The organism is Hymenobacter sp. UYCo722 (assembly GCF_040547115.1).
GTDB lineage: Bacteria > Bacteroidota > Bacteroidia > Cytophagales > Hymenobacteraceae > Hymenobacter.
On sequence record NZ_JBEPPC010000005.1, the window covers coordinates 114,337 to 136,150 of the forward strand.

The window sequence follows — 21,814 nt, forward strand, 5'->3', positions numbered from 1 at the left end:
TGGACAGCGGTAAGTTTATTTGTGTCACCGTTTTCTCAACCTTGAAGCGAAGCTCATCGGTAAGGCCAAGGAACAACTGGCTACCAAGGAGTTGTCGGTGGGCGAATTGTCCGCTGCCCTGGGTTTCGGACATTCGCAGGGGTTTCGCAAGTTGTTCAATACCAAAACCGACCTCTCGCCCGGGGCTTTCCGTAACTCGTTCAACTGCTATTGTTTTTCTGATTTACTGCTCCCCCACATGAAACTAGCCGCCAAAGGACCCATCCAGCCCGCGCCCACCCTGGCCGGGCCGGGCCAACAAACCGCCGATGCCATTCGGTCATGGCCCGACATCATTTCCGCCACCCACTGGGATTTGTTCAACCGCACCCGCGTTGATGGGGCCGATTTTTACGTCGGGGAAGCGGAGCTGGGCCATATCCACCTGAATGGGGAAGTGCACCTGGCCACCACCCCCGGCCTGGGCCTGCCGCTATTGGCGCAGGGCCTGGCCAGCCCGTTTCCCTACGGCCAGGGCCCCGGCGATTGGGTGGTGTTTCGGATTCGCACCGCGGCCGATGCCGACCACGCCACCTGGCTGTTTCGGCTCAACTACGAGCGCCTGCAAGGCCAGCCGCTGGACGTGCTACTTGAGCGCCTGCAGGCCGGCAACGGCCGGTAGCTGCGCCAATGGCATCCCCCAATCACTTCGCATCATCCTCCTCAAATTTCACTGCCGTGCTTGGCATCACCGGAGCCAAGGGCTAGTTAGGGGTCGCCATCATGGAGAATCTGTTGCGGCTCGTGCCCGCCAAGCAATTGGTGGCCAGCGTGCACGAACCTGATAAGGCCACGGCCCTGGCCGAGCGGGGGTGAGAAAATGAAATTAACCCGGCTGGTTTCTTTCTGTCGGCTAACTACTCATAATGCTGAACAGAATATTGCTAGTGCATTAGATATTCAGACGCCTTTAACGTGTTCTAATTCAGGCGTTTTTGCAGGCGTAGCAGCACATGGGGGGCATTGCCTTTGAGGGCGTAAGCGCTACGGCCGTAAATCCGTCGGCGTCCTTATGCCGTTTGTCGGGCGACGCCCGCTGGTTTTGGCTGCCATAACAAAAAAGGATACGTCCTGCTTCTGTTCGTCATTCCTAAACCACTTCTTGTGGTAAATTGCCGAAATTTCTCTCTGCTAATACTTTCCCTAAATGCGACCATTACTACTCATTACTCTTCTTTCCCTGGTATCCGCATCCGCATTCGCTCAGAAACTCAGCGGGCGGGTTTTAGACAATGCTATGTCACAACCGATTGGCGGAGCTAGCGTGCAGGTAAAACGCACGCAGGTGGGCACCCTCACCACTGCGGCGGGAACGTACACGCTGACCAACCTCCAGCCCGCCGACATCCTGGTATTTTCGTACCTGGGCTATAAATCGCAGGAAATCCAGTACACGGGCCAAACCGACCTGACGGTGGAGCTGGTAGCGGGCGCGGCCCTCAATGAGGTCGTCGTGACGGCCCTGGGCCTGGAGCGCAACGCCCAGAGTCTGGGCTACGCGGTGCAGAAGGTGGATGGCCGACAGGTCAGCGAGGTGAAAGCCGCCAACTTTCTCGACAACTTATCGGGTAAAGTGGCGGGCGTCATGGTCACGGGCGGCTCGACTGGGGTAGGGTCGTCGTCGCGGATTGTTATCCGGGGCGAATCGTCCTTCACCAACAACAATCCCCTGTTTGTGGTCGACGGCATTTTGATTAACAACGCCACGGTGGTCAACCGGGTCGACGACGATGCCAACGGGTTTCAGGAAATCGATTTCGGCAACGGGGCGGGCGAAATCAACCCCGACGACGTGGCGTCGGTATCGATTCTGAAAGGACCGAGTGCGGCGGCCCTCTACGGCACCCGGGCCGCTAACGGGGTCATTCTGATTACGACCAAAGACGGTTCGGGGGCGGGCAAAGGCATTGGCGTGAGCTTCAACAGCACCTTCTACGCCGAGCAGGCATTTCAGCTGCCCCGCTTTCAGAACAGCTACGGGCAAGGGAACAGCGGGGCGTTTAAGTACGGCGACGGCCTGGGCGGGGGCATTAACGATAACATTTCGTACAGCTACGGCCCGAAGCTGGACGCAGGCGTGCTGACGCCGCAGTACGACAGCCCCGTGACCCTGCCCGACGGCCGGGTGGTGCGCGGCGCCGATACGAAGCTATACAGCGGCCTGCCCATCACCCCGACGCCGTTTGTGTCGCACCCCAACAACCTGCGCGATTTTTACCAGACGGGGCATACGGCCATCAATAACCTGGCGGTTTCGGGCGACTACGACAAAGGCAGCTACCGGCTTTCCTACACGGACCTCAACAGCCAGTCGATTATTCCGGGGGTGGACCTGAAGCGCAAGACCCTGGCCGCCCGGCTGCAGTTTGACCCGACCCGGCGGCTGAAAATTAGCTCCTCGCTCAACTACATCAACAGCGGCAGCGACAACCGCCCCGCCACCAAGTACGGCTCGGAAAACACCAACTACGCCCTGAGCGCCTGGCTGGGCCGCCAAACCGATGTCAACGCCATGAAGCAGTACTGGCAGCCGGGGCTGGAGGGCATTCAGCAGTTTTCCTACAACTATACCTACTTCGACAACCCGTATTTTACGCTCTACGAAAACCGGAATTCGTTTAACCGCGACCGGCTCATCGGCAATCTGGCCCTCACGGCCGAGCTGGCCAACAACCTGACGCTGATGGTGCGCAGTGGCATGGACTACTCCAATGAGAACCGCCAGTTTCGCCGGGCCTTCAGCAGCAACCGCTTCAAGAACGGCGCTTACGCCGAGAACGCCGTTTTCTTCCGGGAAATCAATACCGACTTTCTGCTGAATTACACCCGCAGCCTGGGTTCGTTCTCGCTCGACGTATCGGCCGGGGGCAACCGCCTGGACCAACAAACCTCCTTCGACCAATTCCAGGCCCTGACGCTGGCGCAGCCGGGCGTGTACAAGCTCAACAACGCCGCCTCGCCGGTGCAGGTGTACCAGCAGAGTGGCCGCAAGCGCATCAACAGCCTGTACGCCCTGGCTAAGCTGGGATATAAAAACGTCCTGTTTGTCGATATCACCGGGCGCAACGACTGGTCGAGCGCCCTGGCTACCCCAACGTCGACGGCCAACACGGCCTTCTTCTACCCGTCGGCATCGGCCAGCTGGGTGCTGTCGAACCAGTTCCAGCTGCCCGCGGTCGTATCCTTTGCTAAGGTGCGGGCCAGCGTCGCCAACGTCGGCAACGACACCAGTCCCTACCAGACGGCGGGGGTATATACCTCCCGGAACCCGGTTTTTTCGCAGCCTGCGTTCAGCGACCAGAGCACCATTGCCAATACCAACCTGAAACCGGAGTCCATTACCTCGCTGGAAGTAGGAGCGGATGTCCGCTTCTTCCACGACCGGCTGGGTTTCGACCTGACCTATTACGATTCCCGCACCAGCAATCAGATTTTGTCCGTGCCCATCGCCAACTCGACGGGCTACAGCGAGCGGGTCATCAACGGGGGTAAAGTGCGGTCGCGGGGTATCGAGGCGGTGGTGAACGCCACGCCCATCCAGACCAACCGCTTCCGGTGGAATACGAACCTGAATTTCAGCCTGAACCGAACCACCGTGGTTTCCCTGCCCGACGAAGTCGGCACCTTGACTTTGGGCTACAACCGCATCTACGACAACGTGAACCAGACGGTCTGGTACCAGGTGCGGCAGGGCGACCGGGTGGGTTCGATGTGGGGCACGGGCTACCAGCGCACTCCGCAGGGCGACTTTATTGTGGGCAGCAACGGGCAGTACATTGCCGACAACACCCTGAAGAAGCTGGGTAACTACAACCCCGACTTCATGGTGGGGCTATCGAACCAGTTCAGCGTCGGCAATTTTAATCTCGGCTTTCTGCTCGACTGGCGGCAGGGCGGCATTCTGGTGTCGCGCACGCTGGCCCTGGCCGGCGTGGCGGGCCAGCTGATTGAAACGGCTGACCGGCCCGACGCGGGCATCGTGGCCAAAGGCGTGGTGAACACGGGTACGCCCGAAAACCCGAACTACCAGCCCAACACCAAAGCCATTCCGGCCGAAACCTACTACCGCATGTACTACGACCGCAACAACGAGGAGAACAGTACCTACAACGCCTCGTACGTCAAGCTGCGGGAAGTGACCCTCGGTTTCACCGTGCCCCAAGCGGCCTGGGTGACCAAAAAGCTGCACACGCAGCGGCTGACCGTGGCCCTGGTCGGCCGGAACCTGCTGGCCCTATCGCACATTCCGCACTTCGACCCCGAGCAGACCTCGTTCCAGCAAAACCAGATGCAAACCGGCGTCGAGGACATGACCTACCCCACCACCCGCAACCTGGGCTTGAAACTAAGCGCGAACTTTTAAGCCCCACCACCCGCACATGAAACTGAAATTAACCAGCCTCCTCCTGCTGACCGCACTGACTGGCTTTCTGCCCGGCTGCAAGGACGGCTTTGAGGACATCAACACGAACCCCAACGCGCCGGTCGACGTGCAACCGTCGCTCCTGTTCCGCAAAGTCACCTTCGACTACGGCGAACAGATGTCGTACGAAGCCTTCGTGGCGGGCAACTTGCTGGGTCAGTACTTCACGGCCATCGACTTTAACCTGTTCGACCGGCACAGCCTGAGCGAACCGCAGTACGGCGGCAACCCCTGGCCGTTTATGTACAGCAACCTGCGCGACAACGAGATTGTGCTGCAAAAAGCGCGCGCCAATGCGGCTTTCGGGGTGTACGAAGGCCCGGCCCTGATTATGAAAGCCTACATCGCCGCCGAGCTGACGGACCTGTACGGCGACGTGCCTTACAGCGAAGCGCTCCAGGGCAAAGCGGGGGTGGTTACGCCGGCCTACGACAGTCAGGAATCCATCTACACGGCCCCCGGCGGCATCCTCGACAACCTGGACAAGGGCATCGCCTCCATCAACAATTACAAAGGCATTACGGCGCTCGATGGGGACGTCATCTACGGGGGCAACCTCAGCAAATGGATAAAGTTTGCCAACTCGTTGAAAATAAAGAGCTTGATGCGTATATCGGGCAAGGTGAACGTGCAGGCTGCCCTTCAAAAAGTTGTGACAGAAGGCAATTACATCAAGACGAATGCAGATAATGCCGCGTACCGATTCTCGCTGACGCAGCCTAACAATTTCCGCATGGCGACCGCCCGTGTCGGTGATTTCAATCTGTTCATCATGTCCAAAACCAGCGAGGAACTGCTCACGGGACTGAGCGACCCCCGGATTGCGACGTATTTCCGCCCAACGGCGGCCAAGCCGGGTACCTACAAAGGCCTGTTGAACGGACCGGATGCTTCCAAACTCTCCATCTCGCTGGCCGATTACTCGTTGACGGGCACCATCTTCCGGGAAAACTCGGACCGTTTATCGGCCAACTATATGACTGCGGCCGAAACCAGTTTCTGGCTGGCCGAAGCCGCCGAGCGAAAGCTGGTATCCGTATCCACATCGGCGAAGGCCTTGTATGAACAAGGGATTACCCAGTCGTTTGAATACTGGGGCACGGCGCTGCCCGCCACTTACCTCACCAGCAACAAGGTGGCGTACGGTTTGAATGGCCAGAACCCCATCGAGCAGATACTGACGCAGAAATGGCTGACTAACATCAACCACGGCTATGAAGGCTGGACCGAGTACCGCCGGACGGGTTTTCCCCGCCTGAAAACGATTTCGGCCAGCCTCAACAACGGGCTGATTCCCGTTCGAATGCCCTACCCCGGCACAGAAAGTGCGCTAAACTCGGTGCAGTACAAAATAGCGGCCGACAAAACCCAGAACAACAGCATCAACGTGCCCGTGTGGTGGGCGCGCTGATTATCCCCGTATGAATACAACCCTGTTGCAGTGGGCGTTGGTGCTGGCCTCCAGCGTCACGATGTTTTTCGTGTCCCCGCTGTCGCGGACGGCGGCCGAATTTTTCAGAGGAGCCCGGAAAGAGCGTACCCCCAATACTGTTTTTCTGACGAGTAGCCTGGTCATCTCCTGGCTGTTTGCCAAGTCGATTACCAATGCCGCCAACCTGGGCCAAAGCTTCGGGCTGGTGGGGGGCGTGGCCTACGCGGGGTATTACCTGTCGTTTCTGGTGGCCGGTTTTGTCATCGTCTCCATGCGCAACAAGGGGGGCTATCGCAGCATCCACCATTTTCTGGAATCGAAATTTGGCGCGGGAGCGGTGGTCGTCTTTACCTTCCTGATTATCATTCGGCTGTACAACGAAATCTGGTCCAACACCATTGTCATCGGCTCTTATTTTGGTGTGCAGGGCACGACCGAATATTACGTGGCCATTGTGGTGTTCACCCTGCTCACGCTGGCTTACACGCTCAAGGGCGGCATGAGCAGCTCGCTAATGACCGATGTGATTCAAATGTCGCTCTTTGTGGTGTTGCTAACGGTTATTCTAGGGTTTATTCTGCCGCAGTACGGGGGTAGCCTCAAGCCCTTTGTGAGCAGCGGGGAATGGACACTTGGGCAGGGGGTCGATTTGCTGCTGGTGGCCTTGGTGCAGTGTTTCAGCTACCCCTTTCACGACCCGGTGCTCACCGACCGCGGGTTTATCACCGACACGCGCACGACACTGCGGTCGTACCTCTGGGCCGGGGCCATCGGCGCGGGCTGCATCATTTTTTTCAGCTTCGTGGGCATATTCGCCAAGCTCAACGCCCTCACCGGCGAAGCCCCGGTGGCCGTGGCGCGTTACTTCGGGGTGCCGATGCTGCTGCTGATGAACCTTATCATGGTTACCTCCGCCTCTTCGACCCTCGATTCGGCCATGGCTTCGTTCTCCAAACTGGTCAGTATCGACCTGAGCAAAGCGGCCGAGCCCAGCGTATCGAGAGGGCGGTGGGCCATGGTGGTTTTAACGGTACTGGGCACCATCCCGGTATTTTTCAACCCCGCCATTTTGTCGGCTACCACCATCAGCGGGACGCTGGTGCTGGGCCTGGCACCGGTGTTTTTGTTCTGGAATGTGCCCGTGCCGCGCCTTGCCTTTCACCTGTCGGTAATCGGTGGGCTGGTGCTGGGCGGTTTGCTGACGCTGTTTTCCCTGCCCGATTCCATGCACCTAGGCGACGGCAAATACGGAGAGCTGCTGAGCGCGAACCTGATTACGTCGGGTTTCTGTTTCGCAGTATTCGGGCTCTGTACGCTGCTCCAAAAAAGACCCACTAATGGATAGCCCACTTCCCAAAGACCTCGGCACGCGAAGCGGCCGGCTGCTCGTTTTCGGGGGGCCTTACTCGAACCTCCAGGCCCTGGAGTCGCTCAAAGACATTGCCGACCAGCTGCAGATTCCAGCGGGCAACATCATTTGCACCGGTGACATCGTGGGCTACTGCGCCCAACCCGAAGCAGCGGTGGAGTTTGTGAAAGACTGGGGCGTGCACGCGATTCAGGGCAATGTAGAGCAGAATATCATCCGGGGCGAAGACGACTGCGGCTGTAACTTCGAAGAGGGCAGCCGGTGTGATGTGTTCTCCCGCGCCTGGTTTCCCTACGCGGTGCGGAGCCTTTCGGCGGGCTCGGTCGCCTGGCTAAGTACGCTGCCGCTCCAGCTGTCATTCCAATATGCGGGCAAGGCGGTAGCCGTGCTGCACGGTGCGGCCACCGGCATCGCCGATTTTGTGTTCGCTTCTACCCCCTGGCCGGTGAAAGAACTCAGCTTTGCCGCTACCAGTGCCGAGGTGGTACTGGCCGGCCACGCCGGACTACCCTTTGCCGATGAGCGTGCCGGTCAATGCTGGCTCAACGCGGGCGTGATTGGGATGCCCGCCAACGATGGCACCCCGCGGGTATGGTACCTGCTGCTCGATGATGCTAATGGTCGGTTTAGCTACAGCTTTCACGCCTTTACCTACGACAACGGTAGGGCGCATGAGTTGATGCGGGCCAATGGGCTGCCCGATTCCTATGCGCACACGCTTCTAACGGGCATCTGGGATAACTGCGAAGTTTTGCCAGCGGCAGAGAAGGCTCTTCAGGGTCAAGTCATTACGCTGCATAATGAAGCTACCGAACTAAACGGCTCTTTTTTGTAAACCAACGCCTGTAGAAGCCTGTAAGCACTTCGAAAAGGGGCTTATTGCCCAGGTAGAGCCTAACAAACTTGTTCCCCATTCAAAGTTCGCAAAACTCAATTCAGCGACGAGTTCCGTGAACTTTGAATGGGGGTAACAGCCATTTTAGATAACTTATTTTGCTCTTATTGACTGGCATTGTGCCAGTCGAGCCGCTACTTCAGCAGCGCCAGCGCCACGGCGGTTTTGCCGGGTAGGGTGGGGGCGGTCAGGCCAGTTGCCGTTCGGCGGGTTTGCTGGTGGGCAACCCGATGCAGAAGGTTGCTCCCTGCCCCTCCTGGCTTTCGACGGTGAGCGTGCCGCTGTGGCCCTGGGCGATGATGTCGTAGCTTAGGGAGAGCCCCAGGCCCGTGCCCTCACCTGCGGGCTTGGTGGTGAAAAAAGGCTGAAAAATCTTCTGCTGCACGCTGGCGGGCATACCCAAGCCATTGTCGCCCACCCGGATTTCTACCTGCTGGCCTACCTGCAGCGTGTTGGCGCTGACCATGGGGTGGTAGCCGGCCTCGTGCAGTTGCTCGCGCTGGTGCACGGCATAAAAAGCGTTGCTAAACAGATTCAGGAGTACCCGGCCCATGTCGCCGGCCACCACGTCGACCAGCGGCAGGCCAGGGGCGAAATTCGTGCGCAGTTCCGCATTAAAGCTCGTGTCCTTGGCTCGCAGTCCCTGGTAGGCCAAGCGGAGATACTCGTCGCACAGCGCGTTGAGGTTGGTGGGCTGACGCTCGCCGGTGCTGGCGCGAGAGTGTTAGAGCATGCCCCGTACGATGCCTGCGGCCCGCTGCCCGTGGTGGCTTATTTTGCCCAGGTTCTGGGCCAGGTCCTCGAAAATTTCCTCCTGTAGCGCGGCATCGGCAGCTGGGCCTTTGGCCTGCTCTTCGCGCAGTTCGGCTACAAGCTCGGCACTGACTTCGGCGAAGTTGTTGACGAAGTTGAGCGGGTTCTGAATTTCGTGGGCGATGCCGGCCGTGAGCTCGCCCAGGCTGGCCATTTTCTCCTTCTGCAGAAGCTGGGCCTGGGTGGTGCGCAGGTCCGAAAGAGAGCGCTGCAGCTCCCGGGTGCGCTGGTTCACCTGATGCTCCAGCATCTCGTTCTGCTGAGCCAGCAGCGCTTGCTTTTCCTGTTCCTGCGCCAGCGTTTGGGCCGAGAGCTGCTCAACTTCGCGCAGCTTCACCTGCAAAAGGCGGCTGTCGAGCGCAAACTCGCGCCCCAGAAACAGCGAAATGCTCAGGGCGGGCGGCAGCAGTACCAGGGGGTAAAACAAGATGTTCACCGCCACCGAAATGTCGGCTTTTGTGGCCAGCAGCACCACAATTACTACCACGGACAGCAGTTCGCAGCCAAACCCAGTACCAATAATCCAGGCCCCGCGCCGGCGCTGGCGCAAGGCCCGAACGGTGATGTGCAGCTGCTCGGCAATGGTGAGCGCCATGAACGCCAGCACGGCAAAGTAGTCGGCCCCGGACATGATAATCAGCGCGTAGGAAACCAGCAGCACCACGCCGCTCACCCACAAGCCCGCGTAAAGCTTGCCTGGCCGGAAGCCAAACAGCGCGTACTGCGCCCGCACCACGGCGAGGCTGCTCAGCACCACCAGCGTCCACGACAGGACCGTGATGAAAACGTACGAGCTCAGCTCCGGCAAAGGAACCGTCCAGCCGTAGAAAAAACCCACCGAAGCCAGGGTGAGGGCCAAGGCATAGAGGGCGAAGTACAGATTGGCGCGTTGGGCGGGGTTGTAGCGAAAGAAAGCAAAGTGTAGCAGCGTCAGCAGCCCGTAAATCCCGGCCACCACGATAAAATTGATGCCGGCACTCCGGTACCCGGCGGACCGGTGACGGTATTGTGTCCCGTTCATCAGTTCCACCCGCAACAGGCTGTTTTCGAGCAGCCCCAACAGATATGGCGGCTCCCAAGGGACCAGTCGCACGGCCAGCACTTGTTCGGCGCGCCCCACCGGCAGCTCTACCGGCTCGTGGAAGGTGCCGGCGGGGTGCACTCGCGCGGGCACGGCGTGCACGATGCCCGCGCGCTGCACGAGTTGCCCGTTCAGGTATAGCTCGAACGCCTCTCCCTGCTGCCAGGCCCGGAGCAGCAGCGCCCGCTGGCGCAGGCTGTCGCTTAGGCGGAACCGCAGGCGCAGCCACCCGATGCCCCGCTGGGCGCGCCACGGCAGCAGGCGCCGGGGCCGGACAGGATTAATGGGCAGCCAAGCACGGTCATCAAAGTCGGCCCGGGCCCAGGCGGGGTCATCGCCCGCGTGAAATTTCCAACCCTTATCGAGGGGTACCCCGTTGGCCCCTAACCGGCGCACGATTACGCCGGCCGTATCAGATTGGGGTTGGGGCTGGGCTCGGAGCCCACCCAGCGGAAGCCCGGCCAGTAGCACAAGCAGCAAAAAAACGGATTTTATTGCAGACACCACGGGCGAAGTGAACATGGCAGTGAGTTGACGAAGGAGTTGCTTCGACCCTTGTGCCCGTTGTGGTGGGCCGGCCAGCAGGTCCTGCCCGCGCTAGGGACGTTGGAACTGCTGCGTTCCGACAATATACGAATTATGCTTAATTTATTGTAATATATGAATTATTATTAGTATTTCTAATACGCTACTTGCATTCCGATAGCAATAACTATGACGGGCTGCGGCCTTCTAAGAGCTCAGCCGAATAGGTAAAAAAAGAGCCTTCATGCTTATTTGGACAGGCACTAAGCCCATTTGTGCCCGTTACTCTTGGGAGCCCTGTGGGCAGAAACGGACCCCGGACCTTAGGGCAATAGTGAAATTATCTATTGTAGGCTTCGATGGCTTTGGCAAAGTGCTTATTGGAAGCCGCCAAGTAGATACTGCCAAAAAAGATACCCAGGCTGATAGAAAGCAGGACCGGGGCATTGCTGAACCGGAAGCCACGCGTATTTTTTGCTCGTCGGCTTTCTGAACACCCACGAACAGGGCCGCTAAGTGCACGGGCAGCAGCGCCAGCCCGAACCGTATTTGGGTCCGCCCTTCGCCTGTACCAGCCAAGCTCGGTGGCGCTGATGCTGGCGTGGAGGTAGCGCCTGGAAAGGTTGGAAATCGGTAAATTTATTTGTGTCACCGTTTGAATGAACGTCAATACAGCTTGTGGTCAGTATCTTCACCCTTGCCCCCTTTCCCTGATTATGAAACCCAACTCCTTTTTCCTGCTTGGCATGGCGCTATTGGCCCTGTGCGGTCCTGTTTCCGCCCAAACAACGCCAACTCCTGCACCTAACACCGCCCCAAAGAAAGGATTACCTCACTCTAAAGGGGCCACTGCTCCACCGCGCACCGCGTCGAGGTCGGCCGTGAAAATAGACACCGCTGCCTTTCGTCGCTCCGGACGCCCTACTGACGCCATCATAACCAGCGTTCGGGATATCCCATCGAAAAACTAAAAGAGGAGGTCGTTGAAGCATTCGCTCTTTTTATCAAACGCAGCACGTTTATTTTCGACCCCGTCATTACCTGGCGGATAGCATTTAGCAATCCCTTTCTACCCAAGCCACTTTGTCATGAGCCTACGCTTACTTGCCACGCCCTTACTAGTCATTTGTTTGTTCCTGAGCACCATCGGCTGCTCCAAGAAAGAAGCCGCAGCGCCGGCGCTGAGCACGGGAAGCTTCCAGCTCGATGGCACGCTCACCAGCGGCCACGTCACCGCTACGCGCAGCGCGGGCAGTATAGGCGGCACGGCCTACGATTTTCTCACGCTCGACCTGATGCCGACGCAGACCGGACAGGGAGTCGTGCGGCTCAACCTGCTCCTCTACAAAGTGCCCGGCTCCTCGGACGACACGTTTTTGCTGAACAACCTGCTGGTTTTCACCAACAGCAACACCTCAGCCTACAATTTTGCCAGCCAGGGCTTTACGCTGACCGCGACCGGCAGCGGCCGCTTTTCCGGTAGTTTCGCCGGCAGGGTCAGTGCCTCGAGCAGTTCGATTCCGGGGCCGTACACCACCATCACGAACGGTACGTTCACCTCGGTGCAGTTCTAGCTGGAACGGCCCGAACGTGGCGCGTTGAAGAGAAACACACCCGGCATTACTTCATCAAAATGAACCGATTGGCTGAACGGATGCCCCGAGTAGAAAATATAGTAAATTGCCCACCTATGGCGCACCTGCTCCGTTTGGCTGCGCTGTGTGCCTTGATGGGCTTGCAGCTGCCCGGGCCTCCCGGGAGCGTATCCCGGGCACCCGGGCCGCCGGAAGTAAGCCGCACCGCCGTGTTTCGCAGCATCGACGACGGGGCCCGGGGCGAGGCCCGGTTTTTCAGCGTGGTGGTCTCGTACCCGCTGGTGCCCGGCCCGGGCGTGGCCGGCGCGTACGTGCGGCTGCAAGTCGTGCAGGGCTTGGTGCCTCGACCGGGGTCGTTGGCCAACGCGGCCAGGCGCGTCGTGCTGGACCTGCTGGTTCGCCGCAGTGGGCAGCAGCTGCGGTACTGGCCCGAATTGGGGTCCATCGCGTTGGACGGGAGCATGCCTTGCCAAGCGGCCGAGACCCCCTTGCTGGACCTGCGCGACACGCTCCATACCGCCCGCACGGGACGCTACCATAACTGCTACACCCGGCTGGAAACGTACCTGTTCGCCGTTACCCCCCTGCCCGGCACAACCGACACGCTCTACCACTACCAGCTGGCAACGGTAACCTCGTCGACCAACTGGCCCGAGGTGGGCGGTCTGGAGGTGGACCAGCAGTTGCGCTTGCGTGGCATCTGGTACCGCACCACGCGGGGCAGCCGGCGTCGGGGGTTTGAGGACGAGTGGTTTTTCTACCACGGCCAGGCACTCCTGACCCCAGCACACCCGTAACTGAACCCCAGCCGCTGCCTGAAAACCTACTTTTTGGTGAACACTAGCAGCCGCCCGATACCAGGTGGCCCGCAAGCTACTGCCGTGCTGGGCGAGTTTACAAAACGCGTCTACGAATTAAAGTTTACGAAACACCCACTGGGGATGAGTTTCATAAGCAATCCAGGACCCATTTGGCGGGCCCTTCTCCCTGTAAAAAACAGGCGGAACAGGCCGCTACTTCCCAAACTCCAGCACCACGGCGGTTTTAGCGGGCAGCGCTAGTGTCGCCACGCTGTTCAAACTCTCGCCCGTCAGCACGTTGCGGGCCTTCGTGAAGCCGGCCATGCGCTCGGCGAAGCGGGCGGTGGGCAGGCTGACGGGGGTGGAGGTGGTGTTACTGGCAACCATCACGGTGCCGGTGGCATCGTAGCGGAAGTACACGTAGAGGCCGTCCTGGGGTAGGTATTGCATCAGCTTGCCCGAGTGCAGGGCGGGGTGGTCGCGGCGGTAGGTGGCGAGCTTTTTCACGAAGTCAAAGGCTTCGTTTTCGCGGGCAGTGCGGCCGGTGGCCGTGAATTTGTTCGCCGCATCGCCGGGCCAGCCGCCGGGGAAATCCTTGCGCACCTCGGCGTCGGTGGGGTCCTTGAAGTTCTTCATCAGGATTTCGGTGCCGTAGTACAGGCTCGGAATGCCGCGCGTGGTGAGTAGCCAGGTCAGGCCCATCTTGTAGCGGTCGAGGTCGTCGCCGATGACGGACAGGTACCGGTCGTGGTCGAAGTTATCGAGGAAGGTGACGAGCCGGTTGGGGTTCTCGTACACGGCATCTTTGGCCAGCGTCTGGTACAGGTGCTGCGCGCCGCCGTCCCAGCCGGTCGCGGCCGGCGTACCTACTTCCTTCAGGGCGGCCAGGAAGCCGTCTTCAAGTACGAAATCGAGCCCGCCGGGCTGGTTCGACTTGAACGGAAAATCAATCTTGTTGCGGGTGTAGTAGGCCTGGTCCACCACGTTGTGCACCGCCGACTCGCCGAAAATGTGGATGCGCGGGTACTCGGCCAGCAGCGCCGCGTTGCAGCGGTTCATAAAGGGCTGGTCGTTGTAGATGTAGGTGTCGATGCGGTAGGCGTCGATGCCGAAATTCTCCACGTTCCAGAGGGCGTTTTCAATCAGGTAGTTGGCCACGTAGGGGTTCTGCTGATTGAGGTCGGGCAGGAAGGGCACGAACCAGCCGTCGAGCGTGACTTTGCGGTCGCTCGGGGCGGCGTGCGGGTCGGTGATGGGCTCGTACTTATAGGTGGTATTGGTGTAAGTGGGCCACTGGTGCAGCCAGCTTTTCATGGGCAGGTCCTGCAAAATCCAGTGGGTGTTGCCCACGTGGTTGTACACGGCATCCTGCACCACCTTCAGGCCGGCGGCGTGGGCCTGCTGCACGTAGCTTTTGTAGCCCGCGTTGCCGCCGAAGCGCCGGTCTATCTTATACTGGTCGGTAAAGCCAAAGCCGTGGTAGGACGCGCGCATCGTGCCGCCCTCGTTGGTCAGGGGCTGGTCGTTTTCCGTTACCGGCGTCAGCCACACGGCGGTCGCGCCCAGTTCCTTGATGTAGGGGAAGTGCTGGGCCACGCCGGCCAGGTCGCCGCCGTGGCGGAAGAACGGGTTGGCGCGGTCGAGGTTGGTATCGCGCATGTCGGCGAACTTGTCGTTGGCCGGGTCGCCGTTGGCGAAGCGGTCAATCATGGCTTCGTAGATGAAGTCGGCATCGGTTACGCCCTGGCCTTTGGGCGACTTGTCGCGGGCCCGGATTTCCCAGGTTTGGGTTACCGTCTGGCTGCCTTTTTTGCCGGTAATCGGCACGCGGCCGGGCTTGGCGGTGGGGCTGATGACGAGGTCGAGAAAGGCGTAGTTGGGGTTCTCGACGGTGTTGGTTTTCACCAGCTTCACACCGGGGTAGTTGATGCTGTAGCTGAGCGTGCCTGCGGCCGGCCCGTGCACCAGCACCTGCACGCGGGGGTTTTTCATGCCTACCCACCAGTTGGTGGGGTTCACGCGGTCGATAGCGGCGGTTTGGGCCTTGGCTAATTGAGGGAGCAGCAGGGCCAGGAACGGCAGCAGGAAGCGGTTTTTCATGGGTGGAAGTCGGGGGGGACTGACAGAGTATTTTGTAGAATATTCAATCTTAGGGACGTCATGCTGAGCGCAGCCGAAGCATCTCGCGTGTAGTAGTAATCATTTACTGTTGCGGTAGATATGCTTCGGCTGCACTCAGCATGATGTCCCTTTACTATCGTTCTGGCAATGTCGTGCTACCCCCGCTTGCGGCCCTGGCCCAGCAGCTCGATGGTTTGGGCCAGGCGGAGGGTGCGGGTTTCGGGTTTTTTGGCCCCTTCGAGCCAACGCACGAATTCGCGCTGGTGGGTGTAGGCCAGCTTGGCGAAGTAGGCGGCGGCATTGGGGTTCCGGGCAAGCTGCTCGGCGAGGTCGGCGGGGGCCTCCATCTGGCGCTCTGCTACGTCGCGCGAGAGCGTCACGCGCACCGTGTCGCCGATGGTCTTGTCCACCGCTTTGCGGATTTGCTTGAGGACGTGCAGGGCGTGGTGGCCGTCGCCGAGCGGCGTAATGCTGCCCTGGTACGGATAGCCATCAAAAGTGACCTGCACGGGAACCCGGCCCCGGGTGCCGTACACCTCCGGTACCGAGAACGGCACCACGACGAACACGCCGCCATCGCCGTCGCCGGCTTCTAAAACTGCTTCAAATTCGTGTTCGGGCTGCATAAGGGCGAGGGGATTGGGGCCAGTGGGAGCGCAAAGAAAACCAATTAGGCGCAACTCACTCTGGCCGCGTCCTCAGCCCAGGGCTACTTCGGCCAGCACCAGCTGCACGGTGGCTTCATCGGCGGCGGGCACGATGCGGACTTCGTCCAGGGTGTCGGCGTGAAGGTTGCGCAGCTGGCGCAGCACCTCGGCATCGGGTACCAGCACCAGCGTGGCGCGGCGCAGGGCCATGCGCTCCACGCCCAGCAGCCAGCCGCGCTCGGTGGCGGGGGCCGTGGCGCTGGCCAGCGCGGGCACGTACAGCACCAGCGGCCGGCCCGTCTGGTTGCGAATTTCGAGCGCCGCCAGCCAGGCGGGCCAGGCCGGAGCATAAATCACGTCGAAATCGTGGCGGCCATCCACCAGCTGCGCCGCCTGGCGGGCATACTGAATCATGCGAAAGTTGAGGCCCTCCAGGGTCGGTTGGCGCACGGCCCACTCGGGAGCGGGCACCGGCGCGGCGGCCGGGGCCCCAGCGGCGGCTGCCGTGGTGCCCGGCGGGGCGGTATCGGGCACGAGGTCGTCTTCGGGGGCGTCGAGGTCGCGGGCTTCGGCGGCTCCCATTTCCGTTACGGGCTCATCGAACGGCGCTGGCACGGCCGTATCGGAGCGCCCTGCGGCGGCCGAAACGGCCTGCGTACCCAAAGTGGCAACGGCCGCTGGTGTTAGCGCAACTGCCCGCGCTTCAGCAAAAGCATGGGGGCGGGGCGGGGCCGGCGGCGGCGGCGGGAAGGACTCGCGAACAGTTGCGTAGGACGAAGCCGGAACTGCGGCTGGCGAAGTGGCAGCGGCCCCCGCGTATGGCGCGGCGGGAGCCTGCCAGGCCCCCGCCAGCGCCGGCCCACTGCGCGCCGGCCACTGGCTGCGGGCGGCCGTGGGGAGCTGGGCCGCTGGTAGCCTTGCCAAGCCGCGCGCTGCCCCCGGCACCAGCGAAAGACTGTGCGAAGTGGGAAGTACTCCCTGGATGGTGGGCAGCAAGTCATCGAGCCCCACCAGGCGGGAGCCGCCGGCCGCCGGAAGCGCGCCGGGGCCCGGCGGGTCGGTGGGTGGCAGCAGGTGCACGCCCGGGCCGCTGGCATCGGCATCGAGCGGGTTGGGGATAATGCCCGGCTCGGGCCAGGCTGGCGGCGGGATAACACCCATTTCGGAAGTGGCAGCCGATGCCGGGGCTCCAGCTGTGGGCCCGGCATCGGCCACCGGCAAATGCGGGTACACGGCCAGCACCGGGTGCCGGGCGGCCAGCTGGTAAACCAGCGGCAGGGTAGGAGGCAGGGCAGCGCCGCCGAGCACGACCACGGCCGGGTCGGCGTCGTCCCAGGCCAGGAGCAGGACGGAAAATTCGGTCGGATTCATGGGCAGCTGAGTGGGGAACGGCAACCAGGGAGCGGATACGGGGTAGCGCGCCGTTCGCCGAAAACTTCCCCAATGCTACGGCCTGCGAGCCACATCTCGCCGAAATTTCCTTTCCAGCGGTGGTATTCAAAAGTAACTTGCAACCTTAATCCGACCCCAACCGGCTGGCCCGGACTTCTTTTAGGGACATTAGCCGATGCTTTTGCCTTTTGTTTAGAATTAGCTTATGGATACCTCCATTCAGGAAAATAACTACATGGTGAACGACCTGGCGGCCCAAAGCCACCAGGAACATTATCCCGGCGAAATTATCCGGGCCGACGAGCTTGATAACAACCGCTTCCTCTTCAACTGCCAGAACGGCGTGCGGCTCTTATTGCACGTTCTCAGCGACAAGATTATCCGCTTCCGCTACCTCACCGATGGGCCGCTGTCGCCCGATTTTTCCTACGCCGTGCCCGCCGATGCCGTCTCGCGCCTGGCCCCCGCGCTGGTCGAGTTCCGCGAAAAGCCCGACCACTACCGCATCACCACCGAGCGCCTCATCTGCATCGTGCAGAAGGAAAACCTGAAAACCCGCGTCCTCGACCGCTCCGGCAGTATCCTGAGCGATGATGAGAAGGGCTTCCACTGGGAGTACGACTACGACACCGGCAACGACATCGTGAAGATGAGCAAGCAGGTGCCCGCCGGCGTGCACTACTACGGCCTCGGCGACAAGCCCGACAACATGAACCTGCGCGGCAAGCGCTTCACCAACTGGGGCTCCGATACCTACGGCTACGTGAAGGGCTCCGACCCGCTGTATAAGAACATTCCGTTCTACCACGTACTGCATCAGAAAATCGGACACGGCATTTTCTTCGACAACACCTTCAAGGCCAACTTCGACTTCGCCGCCGAGCGCGCCGACGTGACCAGCTTCTGGGCCCAGGGCGGCGAGCTGAACTACTACTTCATCTACGGCCCCACGCTGCTGGAGGTAACCCAGGAATACACCCTGCTCACCTGCCCGCCCGAGTTGCCGCCGCTCTGGACGCTGGGCTACCACCAGTGCAAGTGGAGCTATTTCCCGGAAAGCAACGTGAAGGAGATTGCGAGTGGCCTGCGCGACCGCAAAATTCCCTGCGATGCGCTCTACCTCGACATCGACTACATGGAGGGCTACCGCTGCTTCACCTGGAGCAAGGCGCACTTCCCCGAGCCCAAGCGCATGGTGCAGGAGCTGGCCGCCGACGGCTTCAAAACCATCGTCATCATCGACCCCGGCATCAAGATTGACCCCGAGTATTCGGTGTACAAAGAGGGCGTGGCCAACGACTACTTTTGCCGCCGCGCCGATGGCCCGCTGATGAAAGGCTCCGTCTGGCCCGGCCTCTGCAACTTCCCCGATTTCACCGCGCCCCGGGTGCGCGAGTGGTGGGCGGGGTTGTTTCAGGAATTGATTCAGGACATCGGCGTAAAGGGCGTGTGGAACGACATGAACGAGCCGGCGGTGTTCGAAAAAGGCACGTTCCCGCCCGACGTGCGCTTCGACTACGACGGCCACTGGGCCTCGCACCAGAAGGCGCACAACATTTACGGCATGCAGATGGCCCGCGCCACCAACGACGGCGTAAAGCGGTTCAGCTTCCCCAACCGGCCCTTTACCATCACGCGCAGCACCTATAGCGGCGGCCAGCGCTACTCCTCGGGCTGGACCGGCGACAACATCGCCAGCTGGGAGCACCTGTGGCTGGCCAACATTCAGTGCCAGCGCCTGAGCATCTCGGGCTTCAGCTTCATCGGCTCCGACATTGGCGGCTTCGTGGACTCGCCCACCGGCGAGCTCTACGCCCGCTGGATTGCCCTGGGGGCCTTCCACCCGTTCTTCCGCACCCACTCCTCCGGCGACCACGGCGACCAGGAGCCCTGGAGCTTCGGCGACGAGGTAACCGACCTGGCCCGCCACTTCATCGAGCTGCGCTACCGCCTGCTGCCCTACGTGTACACCGCCTTCTGGCAGTACGCCACCCACGGTACGCCCATGCTGCGCCCGCTCACCTTCCTCGACCAGAACGACACCGAAACCTACCTGCGCATGGCCGAATTCGGCCTCGGCGACCACCTGCTCGTCTGCCCCATCACCCAACCCGGGGCCGATGGCCGCTGGATGTACCTGCCCCGCGGCGACTGGTTCTACTACTGGACCGACGCGCCCCAGGCCGGGGGCAGCGAGGTCTGGGCGGCGGCCGACCTCACCCGCATTCCGCTCTTCGTCAAGGCCGGCGCGGTCATCACCATGCAGCCCGTGCTGCAATACGTGGGCGAACGCGCCATCGAGGAGCTCACCCTGCACGTCTACTACAAAAACGGCACCGCCGAAACCGTGCATTACGACGACGGCGGCGAAGGCTACGCCTACCAGGACGGCCAGCGCACCGTGCGCCGCTTTACCGTCACCGGCTCGGCCACCGGCCTCGTGCTCACCCAAACCATCGAAGGCGACTATGCGCCCAGCTACTCTACCTACCGCGTGGTGCTGCACGGCGTGGCCGGCACTATCGAAGTAACTGCCGACGGCCAGGCCGCCGAAGTAACCGAAGCAGCGCTGGAAACGGGGCTGGTGCTGCCTGGTTTGGTGGTGCCGGTGGGGTTTGGAGAGGTGCGGGTAGCGGTTGCTTCCGCTACTCCGGCCGCTTAAGTTTCTTAGAACATTGAATTTGGAATGCAACTTTCAGACTGCCTTGTAGGTCAAGGAAATAGAACGCCAGATTCCTTTCCTCATGAACCTGAAACTTGCCCGATTTACTGGTTTGCTGCTCGGCATCCTATGCGTCATAGGAACTATGAGTTGCACCTCCGAAGAAAAAAATCCTGCACCAGATTTGGTGGCAGTACGCTACGCCCAAACCCAATGTTCCGACCGCTGGGGCCAAGCCCAGAGCACACAACAACTCGTAGCTGCGGCTCAAACCTATCTAGCACAGCAGGGTCTGACGCTGCACCAGCCCCAAGCCAGCGTCAAAAATGCTGGTATGGTTTGCAACGCTTGCTCCTGCACAACGGGCTTAGTGCTGGAGGGTACGGTACAACCCGCCGATTTGCCGGCCATGCTTGCTTTGGGCTTTACCAAATAGTAGGCAGCCCGTTGGCGCGCACCAATTCGACCAGCTAATATTATAAAACCAAAACAGGGCACCCCACGGGGTGCCCTGTTTCCTTTCAACCCATCCAACAACTACGCCTTGCCTGGCGCGGCCGGCGCGGGTATGTCGGTCATCAGGTAGTTTTCGTATTGGCGGGCATCGGTAGTTGTGTAGCGGAGGCCTTGCGGCTGCTCATTTAATGGCCACGCTAGGCTCCTGCTGCTTCGCCACCAAAGCCACTGTTGCGGACCCGGGTAAGAAAACTACTTTTTGAATTTTAGCTTGTCCGCAACATTACGGGCAATGGTTTTGCCTTGCAGCAGGCTCACTTCGGTCGTTTTGCGGTAGTGAATGCCACCGTACACCCGCGAAACGCCGGCCTCGGTGGCCGCCTCGTCGAACGAGTTGAAGGGGCGCGGCACCACGCCCGCGATGTTGTAGGGCTTGTCCGTGTACTTGTAGTTGGCCCCAAACACTAGGGTGAGGGCCTCGGCTGCCGCGCCCGACGTAACGGAGTGGCCTGCCGGGTATTCGGGATGGGGCGGGGTCGGAATCAGCGTGTTCCAGCCGGGCTGGCCCATCACCGTGCGGATGTAGGTAATGGGCCGCCCGGCGTTGTACTGGTACTTGCTCTTGAACAGGCTGATTGTCGCGTCCGACATGGCAATGCTGACCTGGGCAAACGCCGCGGCGGCCGCATCTAGGGAGGGCTTTTGCGTGTCCAGCACTTGGCGCAGGACGTTGTGCCAGGAGTTATTATTCCAGAACAAGGCAATGGTGCGCTGCTCGGCCGTGAGGGCAAGCCCGATGTCTGACACTTCCTTGGCCTGTGCGTAGTACGCCGACGTGGGACTGGTCGAATACGGGGTGGGGGGGCCCTGGTCGGCCCCGGCGTCGCTGTTCAGTACCAGCGGGCGGCAGCGGCCCCAGTTGGTCAGTACCGCCGGGGCAAACGCCGGCGGCGTGGGCACCCACAAGCCCACGCCCACCGGGGGCGTATAAGGCGTGGCGTCGTCGCTGCCATCGGTTTTCGACCACGCGAAAACGGCAGCCGCCACCTGTTGGCCAAACGCCGCCGACCGGGCCAGCACATCCGCCGGCTGGTCTTTGTAGGCGGCAGCAGTAACTGCTTCCAGCGAATCGATGGTGGCTTTGCCGGCGGCCGAAGCGGTGGGGTACAGCGTGCGGCTCATGGCCGCTGCGGCCGCGTTGGCACACGCCGGCCAGTAGTAGGCCAGGTTGGGCGTCACGGCCGGCAGCCCCCCCAAGCCGTTGAGTTGCGGCGCGATGGACTGGTAGCCCGCCAGGCCCGGGACCGCGGCCTCGTACAGGGCAATGCTGCTGTAGGCATAGCGGCGCGGCGCGGCCCCGGGGCCGCCCGGCGCGGTTAGGGCCAGCTTCAGCTGCATGGTAAGCCACGAAGACACCACGTCGCCCGAATACACCGGGGCACTAGGCGGAGGAGAGGCGGTGGTCTCGTCGTCCTGGCAAGCGGTGGCCAGCAGGGCCCCCAGCAGCAGCAAGCCCGAGCAGCGCAAGCGCAAGCGGGAGCCAAAATATTGAGAAATTTTCATG

15 protein-coding genes are annotated in these 21,814 nt (G+C 61.0%); 9 read left to right on the plus strand and 6 right to left on the minus strand.

What is annotated here, in order from left to right:
- The first annotated feature begins 19 nt into the window (after positions 1-19).
- The 5 genes from ABIB44_RS13585 to ABIB44_RS13605 all read left to right on the plus strand — a co-directional run bounded on the left by ABIB44_RS13585 (position 20) and on the right by ABIB44_RS13605 (position 8,098).
- Positions 20-661 (plus strand): luciferase domain-containing protein, encoded by a 642-nt coding sequence (locus ABIB44_RS13585; RefSeq protein ID WP_354585186.1) that lies wholly within the window; start codon positions 20-22, stop codon positions 659-661.
- Between the two features lie 525 nt (positions 662-1,186).
- On the plus strand, positions 1,187-4,402 hold the full coding sequence (locus ABIB44_RS13590; RefSeq protein ID WP_354585187.1) for a SusC/RagA family TonB-linked outer membrane protein: 3,216 nt from the start codon (positions 1,187-1,189) through the stop codon (positions 4,400-4,402).
- A gap of 16 nt (positions 4,403-4,418) precedes the next feature.
- The gene (locus ABIB44_RS13595; protein ID WP_354585188.1) at positions 4,419-5,873 is read left to right on the plus strand and encodes a SusD/RagB family nutrient-binding outer membrane lipoprotein; all 1,455 of its coding nucleotides are present in this window, start codon (positions 4,419-4,421) and stop codon (positions 5,871-5,873) included.
- A gap of 10 nt (positions 5,874-5,883) precedes the next feature.
- Positions 5,884-7,239 carry a sodium:solute symporter family transporter gene (locus ABIB44_RS13600; RefSeq protein ID WP_354585189.1) on the plus strand — a complete coding sequence of 452 codons (1,356 nt, stop codon included), beginning with the start codon at positions 5,884-5,886 and terminating at the stop codon, positions 7,237-7,239.
- Positions 7,232-8,098 (plus strand): metallophosphoesterase family protein, encoded by an 867-nt coding sequence (locus ABIB44_RS13605; RefSeq protein ID WP_354585190.1) that lies wholly within the window; start codon positions 7,232-7,234, stop codon positions 8,096-8,098. Before ABIB44_RS13600 ends, ABIB44_RS13605 begins: the two co-directional genes overlap by 8 nt.
- Before the next feature lie 247 nt (positions 8,099-8,345).
- Here ABIB44_RS13605 and ABIB44_RS13610 read toward each other — a convergent pair whose 3' ends face one another.
- Both ABIB44_RS13610 and ABIB44_RS13615 read right to left on the minus strand, forming a co-directional pair.
- Entirely contained in the window at positions 8,346-8,813 is a 468-nt protein-coding gene (locus ABIB44_RS13610; protein ID WP_354585191.1) for a sensor histidine kinase, read from the minus strand.
- A 69-nt stretch (positions 8,814-8,882) separates the two neighbouring features.
- Positions 8,883-10,574, minus strand: coding sequence for a sensor histidine kinase (locus tag ABIB44_RS13615; protein ID WP_354585192.1), 1,692 nt, complete (start codon positions 10,572-10,574; stop codon positions 8,883-8,885).
- 1,091 nt (positions 10,575-11,665) lie between these two features.
- Between ABIB44_RS13615 and ABIB44_RS13620 the strand changes: the two genes are divergently transcribed.
- Positions 11,666-12,151 carry a hypothetical protein gene (locus tag ABIB44_RS13620; protein ID WP_354585193.1) on the plus strand — a complete coding sequence of 162 codons (486 nt, stop codon included), beginning with the start codon at positions 11,666-11,668 and terminating at the stop codon, positions 12,149-12,151.
- A gap of 116 nt (positions 12,152-12,267) precedes the next feature.
- Positions 12,268-12,969: a hypothetical protein gene (locus ABIB44_RS13625; RefSeq protein WP_354585194.1), complete on the plus strand. Its 702-nt coding sequence runs from the start codon at positions 12,268-12,270 to the stop codon at positions 12,967-12,969.
- Between the two features lie 216 nt (positions 12,970-13,185).
- Here ABIB44_RS13625 and ABIB44_RS13630 read toward each other — a convergent pair whose 3' ends face one another.
- The 3 genes from ABIB44_RS13630 to ABIB44_RS13640 all read right to left on the minus strand — a co-directional run bounded on the left by ABIB44_RS13630 (position 13,186) and on the right by ABIB44_RS13640 (position 17,111).
- Positions 13,186-15,072 carry an alpha-amylase family glycosyl hydrolase gene (locus ABIB44_RS13630; RefSeq protein WP_354585195.1) on the minus strand — a complete coding sequence of 629 codons (1,887 nt, stop codon included), beginning with the start codon at positions 15,070-15,072 and terminating at the stop codon, positions 13,186-13,188.
- A gap of 176 nt (positions 15,073-15,248) precedes the next feature.
- A complete protein-coding gene (locus ABIB44_RS13635) occupies positions 15,249-15,719 on the minus strand; it encodes a YdeI/OmpD-associated family protein (protein WP_354585197.1) in 471 nt (156 codons plus the stop codon).
- Between the two features lie 72 nt (positions 15,720-15,791).
- On the minus strand, positions 15,792-17,111 hold the full coding sequence (locus ABIB44_RS13640) for a glycosyltransferase (protein WP_354585198.1): 1,320 nt from the start codon (positions 17,109-17,111) through the stop codon (positions 15,792-15,794).
- Between the two features lie 226 nt (positions 17,112-17,337).
- On the opposite strand from ABIB44_RS13640, the gene ABIB44_RS13645 reads away from it, so the two are divergent.
- Positions 17,338-19,794 (plus strand): glycoside hydrolase family 31 protein, encoded by a 2,457-nt coding sequence (locus tag ABIB44_RS13645; RefSeq protein WP_354585199.1) that lies wholly within the window; start codon positions 17,338-17,340, stop codon positions 19,792-19,794.
- An 82-nt stretch (positions 19,795-19,876) separates the two neighbouring features.
- Positions 19,877-20,230 carry a hypothetical protein gene (locus ABIB44_RS13650; RefSeq protein ID WP_354585200.1) on the plus strand — a complete coding sequence of 118 codons (354 nt, stop codon included), beginning with the start codon at positions 19,877-19,879 and terminating at the stop codon, positions 20,228-20,230.
- 272 nt (positions 20,231-20,502) lie between these two features.
- Here the strand turns inward: ABIB44_RS13650 and ABIB44_RS13655 are convergent, their stop codons facing one another.
- The gene (locus tag ABIB44_RS13655; protein ID WP_354585201.1) at positions 20,503-21,813 is read right to left on the minus strand and encodes a vanadium-dependent haloperoxidase; all 1,311 of its coding nucleotides are present in this window, start codon (positions 21,811-21,813) and stop codon (positions 20,503-20,505) included.
- Position 21,814 lies beyond the last annotated feature (1 nt).

Excerpts from the sequence above, each read along its gene's own strand:
- ABIB44_RS13590 (WP_354585187.1), top strand. The coding sequence starts at position 1,187 with ATGCGACCATTACTACTCATTACTCTTCTTTCCCTGGTATCCGCATCC.
- ABIB44_RS13595 (WP_354585188.1), top strand. The coding sequence starts at position 4,419 with ATGAAACTGAAATTAACCAGCCTCCTCCTGCTGACCGCACTGACTGGC.
- ABIB44_RS13600 (WP_354585189.1), top strand. The coding sequence starts at position 5,884 with ATGAATACAACCCTGTTGCAGTGGGCGTTGGTGCTGGCCTCCAGCGTC.
- ABIB44_RS13605 (WP_354585190.1), top strand. The coding sequence starts at position 7,232 with ATGGATAGCCCACTTCCCAAAGACCTCGGCACGCGAAGCGGCCGGCTG.
- ABIB44_RS13615 (WP_354585192.1), bottom strand. The coding sequence starts at position 10,574 with ATGTTCACTTCGCCCGTGGTGTCTGCAATAAAATCCGTTTTTTTGCTG.
- ABIB44_RS13620 (WP_354585193.1), top strand. The coding sequence starts at position 11,666 with ATGAGCCTACGCTTACTTGCCACGCCCTTACTAGTCATTTGTTTGTTC.
- ABIB44_RS13625 (WP_354585194.1), top strand. The coding sequence starts at position 12,268 with ATGGCGCACCTGCTCCGTTTGGCTGCGCTGTGTGCCTTGATGGGCTTG.
- ABIB44_RS13630 (WP_354585195.1), bottom strand. The coding sequence starts at position 15,072 with ATGAAAAACCGCTTCCTGCTGCCGTTCCTGGCCCTGCTGCTCCCTCAA.
- ABIB44_RS13635 (WP_354585197.1), bottom strand. The coding sequence starts at position 15,719 with ATGCAGCCCGAACACGAATTTGAAGCAGTTTTAGAAGCCGGCGACGGC.
- ABIB44_RS13640 (WP_354585198.1), bottom strand. The coding sequence starts at position 17,111 with ATGAATCCGACCGAATTTTCCGTCCTGCTCCTGGCCTGGGACGACGCC.
- ABIB44_RS13645 (WP_354585199.1), top strand. The coding sequence starts at position 17,338 with ATGGATACCTCCATTCAGGAAAATAACTACATGGTGAACGACCTGGCG.
- ABIB44_RS13650 (WP_354585200.1), top strand. The coding sequence starts at position 19,877 with ATGAACCTGAAACTTGCCCGATTTACTGGTTTGCTGCTCGGCATCCTA.
- ABIB44_RS13655 (WP_354585201.1), bottom strand. The coding sequence starts at position 21,813 with ATGAAAATTTCTCAATATTTTGGCTCCCGCTTGCGCTTGCGCTGCTCG.